The organism is Pseudoalteromonas sp. '520P1 No. 423' (genome assembly GCF_001269985.1).
In the GTDB taxonomy this organism is placed as follows: Bacteria; Pseudomonadota; Gammaproteobacteria; order Enterobacterales; family Alteromonadaceae; genus Pseudoalteromonas.
The window spans coordinates 487702-500885 of the sequence record NZ_BBZB01000002.1 but is presented as its reverse complement, the minus strand read 5'-3'; the positions used below and the strand labels follow the sequence as shown (position 1 = coordinate 500885).

The following is a 13184-nucleotide window of genomic DNA, read 5'->3' as shown; positions in this document are numbered from 1 at the left end:
ATCGCTCACTTATTAACAACAAGTGAGCTTTCTATCCTATTTATTTAAATTAGGTATCACATGAATTTATCTATAAAACCGATTGCATGTTTATTAATGTGCTCAGTTGTTTCTTCGTGCGCGGCTATCAAACACGAACAAAATAACGTAATTGAACCAATTAAAACATATTCAGAAAATTGGCAGTCTTTAGCCAAACATCAAGCAGCACCTAATTGGTACCAAGATGCCAAACTCGGTATATATCTTCATTGGGGCGTATACTCGGTACCAGCCTTTGCCAGTGAATGGTATCCAAGGTGGATGCACTTTGAGGGCCGTAAAGAAAACAAACACCATATTGAAACTTATGGTGAACTCAATGAATTTGGTTACCATGACTTTGTGCCCATGTTTAAAGCTGAGCATTTTGATCCACAAGCTTGGGCTGAATTATTTAAAAAAGCAGGTGCTAAATTTGCAGGCCCAGTGACTGAACATCATGATGGTTTTGCTATGTGGGATAGTGAGTTAACGCCATGGAATGCCATGGACAAAGGGCCAAAAGTAGATGTAACCGGTAAACTTAAAGAAGCGATTACTGATAAAGGCATGAAGTTTATTACTACCTTCCATCATTCAAGAAACTTACAAAGATATAATGCCATAAATAAGAAAGGTGAAAACAAACCAAACGAGAGATTTGGTGGTAGTCACTACCCTTATTTTGAAAATACACCACCAGCAAGTTCAGATCCAGAACTTGCTTTACTGTATGGCAATATGCCTGCAGATGAATGGAATGAACAAATTTGGTTTGGTAAGTTAAAAGAAGTCATCAATAACTATCAGCCAGACATTATTTGGTTCGACTCATGGTTACACTTAGTACCAGAGAATTACCGTAAAAAATTTACCGCTTATTATTTAAATGAAGCAAAAAAACGCGACCAAGAAGTGGTTATTATTCGTAAGCAAAACGATCTGCCGCTATCTTTTAGTGTTGATGATTTAGAAAAATCTCGAAAAAATCATATTGGTGAGCAACCTTGGATGACAGATGAAACCATCAGTAAAGGCAGCTGGTCTTATACCAAAAATTTACGTGTTAAAAAAGCACAAGATATATTACATGTGCTCATCGATGTAGTAAGTAAAAATGGTACTATGCTGCTAAATGTCTCTCCAAAAGCAAACGGTATCATTCCACAAAACCAACAAGATGTATTGCTTAAAATGGGCGCTTGGTTAGATAAGCATGGAGAAGCAGTATATGGCACTAGACCTTGGTACACATTTGGCGAAGGACCAACTAAAGAACCTGTAGGCCACTTTAAAAACCATAGGGAATTCGCCAAAATAAAATATACCAACCAAGATATTCGTTACACCACTAAAAAAGACACCATTTATGCGACGATCTTAGGGCTAGTTAAGCCAAATAAAAAAATAAAGTTAACAGCATTTGCTAAAACCAATTTACCAAATAATATTGATATTTCGAATATCAAGTTACATGGATCAGACGCAAAAATAAGCTGGAAACTTAATAATGATGGGCTAGTAATTAATATCCCTAGTGATATTAAAACGGATATGGCCAGTGTATTTAAGATTTCGTTATTACCATATTAAAGACTGTAAATAAGATCGATTCAAATAACAAATCAGCTTTTAAATACGTTTAAAAGCTGATTCTTAAACAGTTGTTTATGAATTACTTAAACACTTAGGGCAAGTTTTTCTATGCCATGAGTAGGGCAAGTTTTTCTATGCCATGAGAAGGTGTCCATCTTTTAAATTCAACAAACCCATGCTTTTGATATAACTTAATTGCAGGTTCATTTACAACAGCAGTCTCAGCAATGGCTTTATCATGAGCAATCGAAGTTAAAACATAAGCGATTAACTTATCTGCTATGCCTCTTCTAAAAAAGCGAGGATCAACCGTTAAACTATTAATCTCTAGGTTATTAACATTCATTTCTATTTCAATAACCGCCGCTAGGCATTTGTCATCAAAATAACCATAAAAGTCTGTTTTTGAATTCCTAATATCATTTATACCACGAGATAAAGGAGGGAAATTATCTGTACCAATCAATTCAGCCTCAATTTTATATGAGCTTTGGAAAACATCATAGATACCACTTGCCGCGGGTTCATCTGAGTTTTTAAGTTTTTAAGTTTTTAAGTTTTTAAGTTTTTAAGTTTTTAAGTTTTTAAGTTTTTAAGTTTTTAAGTTTTTAAGTTTTTAAGTTTTTAAGTTTTTAAGTTTTTAAGTTTTTAAGTTTTTAAGTTTTTAAGTTTTTTTATCATGTTCAATAGTGCCTTTATTTTTGTATAACTTTCTTATTCTTGGCTAAGTTTGATTTAACCCTAATTCTTTTTGTTTTCTTTTAGTTAACCCTAAAGAAACTAAACGATGAGATTGTGTAATGTAATATTCTAAGTCTTCATCTTTTTGATTATCACAATCAACTTGCTGTATCCATTTCATGCCGCGGTTAGCAAAGTATGGTGCAGGTATATAACCATCGCATTCACTTAAAAAATAAAAATTTTGCTCTGAGGTTTTAAAAGTAAAAGCGGGTTGCTTATCTTTACCCCATCCACCAATTGCAAAAACTTTACCACCTACTTTCCATACATGAGAATTCCCCCATTGAACAACATAAGTAGTTGCAGGTAACCCACCACAAAATTTATTAAATTCATCGTAATTCATAAATACATCTAGATCTTATTATGAGCGAAAAACTTGTTATTTAACTTCCTTAATTTATGATATATATGCTTATTTTTATATTATTCAAATAACGTTCATTCACCAAGCCAATTTAGCTTGGCATTTTTGTTAATTTTATTACATTTAGACTGGGTGATGTTTTTGTCTGCTAAATCCTTTTCGGCAGCCCTAATAATTTTGATATATTGAAGTTCTATTTCCGCAAGTATATATCCTAATTTTCTTTCGGTAATTTTACTGATCTATTCATTGATTGAAGTGTTTGTTAAGTTCCATTACACACTTTACTTTCAATAAACTGAAGTGAAGCAGTGATTGGATTTGAATAGTACCAGTTGAGGTTAACCGATAAACCTCTCGATTAGTGCATCCTGCTTCATTTATTAAGAGCTTAAAAACATTTAAAAACAACAGGCTACGGTGGAGTTCCATAAGAGAGCCTCTATATGTGTTTTCTGTAATTGACTTAGACAGCCACATGACAGATGTTGACTGTAGATTAAAAAGATTTTATAAATTGAAATAAAATTGACGATGATCCGGCTCATATGTGCTACACAGGTATTATTCTAACCTAGAAGCTAACTTTTTATAGATTGCACTTTTATCACGTTTACCAATAACTAATACGTAAATGACGATTTCATTATCAATAACCTCGTAAGCTAACCGATATCCAGCGGTTAGCAATTTAATTTTATAAACAGATTCATATCCTCTCAGCTTAGCAGACGGTACATGTGGATTTTCTAACCTTTCTTCAAGTTTTTTCTTAAATTGCTTTTTGAGTGGTACTGCCAATTTGTCCCACTCTCTTTTAGCAGCAGGAAGAAACTTTAATTTATAAGTCATCTAAGTTAACTTCAATAGCGTCAGATAAATCACCACGACGATCTTCTACCACTTTAGCCAATTCATAATCATCAACAACATCCATTAGCCATTCGTAAGTTTCGGCTGGGACTAAATATGCAGCAGGTTTATTGTGATTTAATATTGCGATAGCAGAACCATCAGCTTCATTAAGTAATGCTGTAGGGTTTTTCTTAAGTTCAGAAATACTCGCTGAACAATCAGCTAGAACTTGTCTCATAATAACCACCAATTAAGTGTCAAATTTAGCTCTTATTTTAGACCTAATTAAACTATTAAGCTAGAACTTAATTTAGCGGTATAACGCCGCTATCAGTAGCTGGCTTGTAATTGTGAAGTTGTGCTAAACGTTTTAAAATTCATCTAATTCATTAAGCAATAAATCAACTTCAGGTGAAGAAATTAGCCTAATACTATTTGCTTCATAATTCATTTTTAACTGCTCAGCATTTAATTCAAAAAATAAATTTTGAATATCCTGAATAAATTTGGCGTTACCCTGATTTTGAAATTCTACATTTCGCTCATCTTCTATTTTATTGATATCTTCAATTAAAGCTTTATTTTACCCTTTCACCTTCAAGTATGCGGTTAAATAGATTGCAAGTGAGCCTAAACCAAAGCAAAAAATATTTATGATTACATCAATATTAAATTTAAACTCCATGACGGCTAACAACTTATTAGAAACAAAACAGCTTTGTTGTCTTCACACAAGTTGATATTTAGTAATTTTTCATTTTAAACAAGAATACGTGTTTAGTTATTTAAAAACAACAAAATAGAAAATATTTCCATTGCTAATTTCACATCTAAAAATACGAATAGCAGTATATTGAGTCATAAAATAACTCATAGACAATTACTAAATAAAAAAAATCAGATATTACACAAAACACCTGATCTTTTTGCAGAGTTTTGGCTTGGACTTTTTAAGTATTTGGTAGCATGAGCTCAATTGAGTCTATTTCGATATTCATAGCGCGGTAACGCTGATCTTGTGCTTTAAAATCTTGAGTACTGGCTTTTAATTCAAATGCCTGCCCTTGCTTTAAAGTTACTTGCTGAATACCTGCTTGGCTAAAATGTAATTGACCTAGATTACTTTTAAAAAAATTACTTTGTGAAGTATTGTTTTGTGAAAAGCTGTTTTTCGAAGGTTCATCTAAGTTATCACTTGTTTTAGCGACTTGCTCATTGCCATCAAAAGCTTGTAATTTTTTAACTTTTTTTCCCTTTCCTTTTAAGTTAAATGCTAACTCATCACTGCTATTCGCTAAAATAAAGTCTTTGTCTTTATAGCGCATTTTATAATTTATTTTAACCTTATAACTGCCCGCTTTTGGCACATCTACATACCAGCTTCGCGAGAAGTCTTTAAGCATTGAACGATAACTTTGTTTACCAAATTTCCCATGTTTTGTCGCTTCATCACCCACTAGCGTAATTTTGCCATCTTGATTAGCTTTGCTGTGCCTAGGTATTAAATTAAGTTCTCCCTCATAACTGAGTTTTATTATGCTCAAATATGGATCTTTAGCTACACCAGATAAATCAACTATCGCATTACCATTGGCATAAACTACCGATAAATTTTTATCCAATTGGGTTAAAGGTGAAGCTTTTGAAACTGTACTTTTAAATCCAGGTAAAACTATTTTATTGTCTTTTGGCCATTGATGAATATGTAAATACAAAGTGCCTTGTTTAGTTGATACCTGACCCCAGTCTAATTTCAAAAATGGGTTTAAACCTGTTTCAAAAATAGCTTCTTTATTTTTATCTACCCAGTTACCTACACCAAGTAAAACATCTTTTTCATAAGGTAAAACACTGCCATCACCTTTTGGACCTATATTTAATAGGAAATTACCACCCATGCTTGCTATATCAGAAAGCTTACGTACTTGTACTGAAATTTGCTGCTCCAAAGGTAAACCTTTGACCCAAGATTTATAACCCCAAGTATGATAAAAAGTACCCGGTGTTTCCCACGGATAATCTGTAATTGGCGAGTCTGGTACATGATTATCTGGCATCGTTAAAAAGTCGCCTTGATTATTCATCACTCTGCCATTTATAAGTGCATTAGGCTGATATTTTTTCACTACGTCTCGAAAACGCTTACTTTGGGCTAATGTGGGCTCTCCCATATCAAAAAATACTTCAACAATGTCACCATAATTTGTCATTAACTCTTCAAGTTGTGCCACTTGAAAGTCTTCATTGGCTTTTGATACTTTGCCAAATACGCTGATCTTGCCATCAACTGGATTACGTTCTGGATTTGGACCATTAAAATGCCAATCTGGTGTTGAATAATATAAACCTAACTTTAAACCATAGCGCTTTGTTGCATCAGCAAGTTGTTTTAACAGATCTTTTTTATAAGGTGTAAAGTCAACAATATCAAAATCTGTATGTTTTGATTCAAACATTGAAAAGCCATCATGGTGTTTTGTGGTTAAAACGATGTAACGCATCCCCGCTTTCTTTGCCAGTTTTACGATTTTTTCAGCATCAAAGTTTTTTGGATTAAATTGCTTAACTACTTTTTGATAATCTTCAGATGAGATATCGGCATGGCGCTGTATTTGCTCACCAAGTTTTTCGATTTGTTTTCCCTGCCAAACGCCTGCTAAATCAGCATAAGCACCAAAATGGATAAACATGCCAAAGCGCATAGCTTGCCACTTTTCTATTGCTGATTGGTTTGGTTGTAAAGGCGTTTCTATAACATTTTTCTCGTAAGTACACCCAAGTAAAACACTTGTTGATAATAGACCTATTAGTACTATTTTTTTTAATAGTATTGATACGTTTGCCATAAACGAAACTCCTTATTCTTCTTAGAGGATATAATTATTTTGAGCAACACAAATGAACCTTACATTTAATAAATGTGAGGCTTAGTGATAAAACAGTATTAATTTAAATGAAGTTTAACTTTAAAACCCAAACCAGTTTCCGATAAAATAACTCGGAGATGACGTATATAAAGCTTTGGGAGAAGGCAAACATAAAGTAATTAACCAAGCCTAAAATCATAGTCATTCCCGTGGTGTTTATATCGTGAATCTATGCCCGCTAAACTTCAATCTAATCTCAAAAACCAGACCTTAGATAAAACACCTCGGAGATGACGTATGTATAGCTTTAGGGGGAGGCAAACATTAAGTAATTCACCAAGCCTAAAATCATAGTCATTCCCGTGGTGTTTATATCGGGGATCTATACCCGCTAATCTTCAATCTAATCTCGAAAATCAAATCTCCGATAAAACACCTCGGAGATGACGTATGTATAGCTTTAGGGGAAGACAAACATTAAGTTTGCTAATGTACGTTCTTTTGTACGCCCTCTAAACCACCATGAAGCAAAGTTTCACCGCCCCATTGCATGGTATCTCTGTCTAATTTTAATAAGTGTTCAGGGTAATCTTTACTCACGCCAAAAGAATCCATGCTGACATCAAATGGAATAAAACCAGACTTTAATGCCGCAGCATTATCAACTAAACGGAAATCTTTATTTTCAATATCAACAAATTGCTGCATTTCTGTTGCGATAGAGTTTTGCTCAACACCATGCTTTTGATGTTTAGCTAAAAACTTTTCAGCACCTTCAAATGCATAAGTATTGTTATCTAAAATGTATTCATAAGGGATTAATTTCGTGCCTTTTTTAGTAGCAAAAAATTCTTTAGTATTCCATAAATTGCGAGAGCCATATGGTGGTCTTCTCCCTTTAGTAAATATATTTTTTTCAATAATAGATTCTGGTTTGAAATATTGACGTGGAAAAGCACGCATTCGAATGGCTTCACCATTTATATTAATAAATAAATTATTAGTAATATGGTTGTAATCTTTATGAACGATACCTGTTCCCGCGTTTTCTATAATATTTTGTGTCGTAATTGTGCCTCGTTGCCAATCATCTGTACGGGTACCTATGTAATCCACATCAAAAATATAGTTATGACGTATGATATTGCCTTCACCCGCACCTGATACATTAATTGAAGCACCATCATGCAGTTGTAATAATGTTTTAGTTACTTTGTTATTTTCAATAATGTTATTTTTAGCATGTAAATAAGGCATAAAATGCGCTTGCGTATCGTCAGACCATTCAACATCTAAATCAAGCTCATTCCAACGGATCGTTTTAGCTGCTTCATCAAAATCTTCATGTTTTTTCATCAAAATTTGAACGCGAGGGCCTGCAACTCCAACGGCTTTACGTGGTACATGATGGATCCAGTTATTAGAAATCGTATTGCTACCACTTTGCCAAGCAAAAATCGCATGACCATGCCAAATAATTTCACCGACATGATGGATAATGTTATTTGTAATTGTATTGTGATGATTTACATCTTTGGTACCTGGCCCATAGCCAGCAAGTAAAATGCCCATATGGCCTACATAATCAATTAAGTTATCTTTGATTGTGATATTTTGCGCATGTAAATCCAAACGCATTGCAGAGCCTGCTGAGTTAGTAAAGTGATTGCCTTTTACTAACATATTTTCAGCACCACGAAAACGTAACATGGCATTACCTGTATCAAAGGTATCCCAGTCATGTTGAATGCCCCAACCTTTACGACCTTTATACCAAGTTGCGCGTTTTGCTTTTGTAAACGTAATGCCTTCAAAACTAATGTTTTTTACTGGTTGATCAACTGGGCCATCATAATCAATTTCCCCCTCAACTCTTACTAGTTCTTTTAATTGAGGAATTGTGATATCTGTTGGCTTTTTATTATCATGAGGCCAGTAATAAAGTTTACCTGTTTCACTGTTATGGGCCCACTCACCAGCTTCATCAATAAAGTCTACTGCATTTTCAATAACCGCCCATGGGCTATCTTGTGAAAACGCAGGTGCATTTGCTTCATACTTTAAATTCAAAAGCTGTTTATCTAAATCGATAGACTCTAACGGGATGAAATTTAATGCCCAAGGAACAGGGTTAAAAAACACTTCTATATCATCTAAATTTGACCAATTGCGAATAGGCGCACCTGTTTTATAAGTGATCTTTTTCAAAAGATGACGATCTTTTTTATGCATTACATTTCGAGAGTCTGCAATTTCGTATCCTGTTGGTTTTTCACCATCAAAACGCTCACTACGTGCTCTTGGTAAACGTTTATCTTTTGTGAAAAGAGCTGTAAAACGACCATATTCTTCTCTAGATACATCGCTTACCCAAACCTTACCTTTTGCGATATCAGGTAACCCATCTAAAGGAGAATCTAATAGCTTCCAGCCATCAACAGACTTCCCACTAGAAATCACTGGGGTTTCATCTTTATAAGCACGATAATGAATAAAATGCTCGCCTTTACCGCCATCTTGACGATTTAATACTAAAGTATCTTTTAGTGTATGTGTGCCACCTCTTAACCAAACCGTAATATCTTGATCGCGCTGCTTTGTATCAAGTTGACGTATTGCATCTCGTGCCTCTTTTAAAGTTTTAAAAGGTGATGCTTTACTACCCATATTGCCAGCCTTACCATCAGGTGATACAAAAAATGTGAGCTGCTCTGAGCTTGCTGTAGCTGATAGTTTATTGTCTGCTGCTTGTTGCTCATTATTATTTGCTTGATTACAACCAGCTAAAATTATACTTGAACATGCAGCTAGCAATAATGTGCTAGATGTTGTTAATTTGTTTATCATAAAGTCTCCAAATTGACTGAAATTCTGTCATACATACAAGGTTTTTTAGATTTTTTATTGCTCAACTGTAAAGTGCCAAATCGGCCCTTTTATGGTTTTTCCATCTTTCAATGCATCAACCCGCCAATAATAGGTTTCACCTAGTTTTAGGTTTTGAGGGGTAAAAATGTTATTCGCATAACGGCCTTTATAAGCAGGTGAAGTGGAAGTTGCCGCTAAGATGTCATTTTTTGAATTAGATAAGTAAACACTGTGAATTGTTGCCTTATAGGCCTGTAACCACATTAGATCAGCATCAATTTTAACATTTTTTGCAGATTGTTTAGGTACAGGTGATGACGCTGTTTTCGCTTGATATCCTGGGATCCAATAGTGAGTATCACCAAATTCATAAGGACCTATATCAGGTGCTTTGCCAATAAATTTATTACTTTTACCTTTCACCACAGCTCCGCTATCAATCAAAGTAGCGCCTTGTTTTGGTCTAAAATCAAAATTATCGGGATCTCTTAATTGTGATCGCACATCTAAACCTAATGTCACGCCATCCCAGTTATGATCTACTATGCCTGGTAAAGGAAATTTATTTCGTGGCTTAGTTCTATGGCCAGAGAATTTATTACTTATATTGTTACGTGTAATAGTTTTATGATTGTGGCCTTGAATTTTAGTATTGCTGCTAATAATCAAATCATTTTGATGATTATCAAAACTCAAGTTATTAAAAATAAAGTGTGATTCACCCTTAAAAAAAATACGGTCGGTATGCCAAGCGACATTGTTAGAAACTTGACCATTGTTTCCATAAGGCGCATTAGGGGTGTTTTTATTATCAAAGCGAATGCCTTGTTTAACTGAATTATGCACCCAGTTATTACGCACTATACCACCAGGTTGTTGCTTAACACTTAGCTGTACCATAGAGCCATCATTTTGTAGATGCCCTGAATCAGATAGATTATTTAACTCAACTAAATTTCGCACACCTGCTTTAAATAGCTCAGAACAACCTGTTGTATGTATGGTATTACGTCTAAAAATTAATTCAGAGGCATTGACCATATTTAAGGTATATCCGCCTTTGTAAGTACAACTGTAATCGATGTCATGCATATAGCAGTTTTCAATTAAGTTGCCTTTACCATTCATTTCAATGGCAGGGCCGTCGGTATATGCGATTTTGCAGTTTTTAAGCTGGTTATAAGCCGCATCATGTTCTTTTTTAACCACCATTTTTGTTACTTTAATCGGCGCTATATCACTTAGCATTCTTTTTGAATATGAAGGATATAACAGCGTTGTATCTTCAACAGTGACGAACTGGCTCTTTTTAATATTAAAGCTAGTACCAAAAAAGTTAATACCTTTAAAAGTCACATGTTCAGAGCGGTTGATATTTAATGCATATGACTGAACTTTGCCGCGAATATTTAATGCTTGTGGATTGACACCATCTTTAGCCCATAAATAAAGTTGCTTGGTTTTTACATCATAAAACCATTCATTTTCTTCATCTAATAAACCAAGCTTACCTTCTATAAAATAACCATGACGTTTTACACTTTCTTTAAAGCTAAAATGCGAAGTCACACCTTGTGTATTGTAAGAAAAATGATCATTACCTACATTATGTTCAGTGATTTTTCTTTGGTATGTTTTAAAAGAAGCTGAATTAACAACAGCAATACCACCCGCCAAACTAAAATCGAAATCTGCCAATTCTTGATTGTAATATTTACCTAGTTTTCCTTTTTGTGGCCACATCATAGATTGGCTTTTGTCCCAAACTGAGCGGTCATACCAATTACCATTTGGCCAACGTGCTGATGTCATGCTTTTATCATCTACAAATAGCTGCCAAATATCTTGTTTTAGCTTAGTTTGATAAATATTACCCTTATATTTTGTCCAAGTTTGTTTGATCTTGATTGTGCCATCTAAAGTCACACTTTCATCTTGATAAGCCTTAAAAGTAAAAGGCTTTTTAGCTGTTCCTTTCAGTTTTGAAAGATTAACTTCTTCAAAATAATTACCTTGTCGAATATGAGTAGTATCTCCAGCTTGCATTTGTTTTGCTGCATATTGAATACTTGCAAAAGGTTGATTAATTGACCCTGTATTTTTGTTACTACCATTTGTAGCTACAAAATATTCTGCAGCCATAACAGGCAAACTTGAAGTAACTGCAAGTGTTAATAAAAGAATTTGATTCATTATTTTTCCCTAGCAGCTAATTGTACATTTTTATCAAACCAGTGCTTTTCTTTAACAGCTACAAGAGAAGGATATACCTCATCTGTATCACCAATATTCCGCTTTAAATTACTTAACTGCTGTTTTAATTGTATTTTTATAGCTGAACTTTCTTTATTAGGATAAAGGTTATTCATCTCTAATGGATCTTTGCTTAAATCATATAATTCCCAGTAAGGTGGCGTTGCAGCTGGCATAGCGCCATTAGCATCTAGCGGTAACCCATAAAAGAAAGCTAATTTATGAGTTTTAGTGCGAATACCATAATGCGCAGGGATAGTGTGATGGCTCATATGTAACCAATAGCGATAATAAATTGCATCACGACCAGTCGCTGTTGTCGGATCTAATAAGGCTGATTTAAAACTTTTACCTTGCATTGATTCAGGCTTTTTTATACCAGCAAAATCTAACAATGTAGGTGCGATATCTATATTTAAAAACAATTCATTTGTGGTTTGATTTTGAGATGCTAATTTAGGGTAGCGAACCAAAAATGGCATTTGGATAGACTCTTCATATATCCAACGTTTATCGTAATAATCGTGCTCTCCTAACATCATGCCTTGATCAGATGTATAAACAACTATGGTATTGTCAGTTAAATCATTAGCATCTAAATAATCTAATACGCGACCTACATTTTCATCAACTGCTTTAATCGTACGTAAATAGTTTTTTAAATATTTTTGATATGCAGCAGAAACAACAGTATTCCAATCATAGCTATCTAGTTGTAATTTACCTGTAGGCCAAGCTTCATCTAACATACGTGTTACTAAACCACGACCTTCCATTCTACGAGAGACAGAAGAGCCAAATTGTTGGCCAGCCTTACCATCTATGATCACCGCATCTGTTGGCCCATGGTTTTCACGGTGATATAGGCTATCTGGCTCTGGAACTTTCACATCAGCTAAAAACTTTTCATGGCGTTTAGCACTCTGCCATTTTCCATGTGGTGCCTTATGATGGATCATTAACATAAAGGGTTGGTTTTCATCGCGTTTATCTAACCAATTTAAGCTTTCATCAGTAATGACATCTGTCACATAACCTGGGTGGACTTTTCCGCCTTTTCTACCGTTTTGCCATTTCTGACCAGTTTCTTTTAGCTTAGGATCAAAGTAATCACCTTGATTTGGTAGTACGTTGTAATAATCAAAACCTGATGGTTGCGTTTTTAAATGCCACTTACCTACTACAGCAGTTTGATACCCAGCCGCTTGTAGTTGCTTAGCTATATTGTCTTTTTTACGGTCAAGCGAGTCAGCTAATGTTTTAACACCGTTAGTATGGCTATATTGTCCAGTTAATATGGCTGCACGGCTAGGAGTACAAATTGCATTATTTGAGTACATGCCATTAAAACGCACGCCTTGTGTTGCTAACTTGTCGATATTAGGCGTTTTAAATACTGATGATAAACGCCCTTTATAACTTGAAATAGCATTGGCAGCGTGATCATCTGACATAATAAATACAATATTAGGCTGCTTATTTTCCTCTTTTGCCCAAACTGTACTTGTTGAAAATACAGATGTACAAGCAAGTAAAGCCAAGATAGCAAGCTTAAAACTTGTTAAAAATGCTGTTTTATTTTTTGTAGTAAAATTCATTTTATTCATCTTCAT

The 13184-nt window shown here is 34.4% G+C and carries 9 protein-coding genes; 1 reads left to right on the top strand and 8 read right to left on the bottom strand.

All coding sequences use genetic code 11. The features are described from left to right. The first annotated feature begins 60 nt into the window (after positions 1-60). On the top strand, positions 61-1614 hold the full coding sequence (locus PSA_RS20840; RefSeq protein WP_052379869.1) for an alpha-L-fucosidase: 1554 nt from the start codon (positions 61-63) through the stop codon (positions 1612-1614). A 109-nt stretch (positions 1615-1723) separates the two neighbouring features. On the opposite strand, the gene PSA_RS20835 is transcribed toward PSA_RS20840, so the two are convergent. The 8 genes from PSA_RS20835 to PSA_RS20800 all read right to left on the bottom strand — a co-directional run bounded on the left by PSA_RS20835 (position 1724) and on the right by PSA_RS20800 (position 13184). Next, positions 1724-2125: an N-acetyltransferase gene (locus PSA_RS20835; protein WP_042143645.1), complete on the bottom strand. Its 402-nt coding sequence runs from the start codon at positions 2123-2125 to the stop codon at positions 1724-1726. Between the two features lie 216 nt (positions 2126-2341). Next, entirely contained in the window at positions 2342-2707 is a 366-nt protein-coding gene (locus tag PSA_RS20830; protein ID WP_042143667.1) for an MmcQ/YjbR family DNA-binding protein, read from the bottom strand. 585 nt (positions 2708-3292) lie between these two features. Further along, positions 3293-3580: a type II toxin-antitoxin system RelE/ParE family toxin gene (locus tag PSA_RS20825; protein ID WP_042143669.1), complete on the bottom strand. Its 288-nt coding sequence runs from the start codon at positions 3578-3580 to the stop codon at positions 3293-3295. Next, positions 3570-3821, bottom strand: a complete 252-nt coding sequence (locus tag PSA_RS20820; protein ID WP_042143671.1) for a type II toxin-antitoxin system Phd/YefM family antitoxin — start codon at positions 3819-3821, stop codon at positions 3570-3572. Before PSA_RS20820 ends, PSA_RS20825 begins: the two co-directional genes overlap by 11 nt. Before the next feature lie 712 nt (positions 3822-4533). After that, positions 4534-6429, bottom strand: coding sequence for an alpha-L-fucosidase (locus PSA_RS20815; protein ID WP_052379870.1), 1896 nt, complete (start codon positions 6427-6429; stop codon positions 4534-4536). A 507-nt stretch (positions 6430-6936) separates the two neighbouring features. Beyond that, positions 6937-9297 carry a right-handed parallel beta-helix repeat-containing protein gene (locus PSA_RS20810; RefSeq protein WP_052379871.1) on the bottom strand — a complete coding sequence of 787 codons (2361 nt, stop codon included), beginning with the start codon at positions 9295-9297 and terminating at the stop codon, positions 6937-6939. Between the two features lie 54 nt (positions 9298-9351). Then, entirely contained in the window at positions 9352-11511 is a 2160-nt protein-coding gene (locus PSA_RS20805) for a right-handed parallel beta-helix repeat-containing protein (RefSeq protein ID WP_042143674.1), read from the bottom strand. After that, a complete protein-coding gene (locus PSA_RS20800) occupies positions 11511-13184 on the bottom strand; it encodes a sulfatase (protein WP_197276863.1) in 1674 nt (557 codons plus the stop codon). Before PSA_RS20800 ends, PSA_RS20805 begins: the two co-directional genes overlap by 1 nt.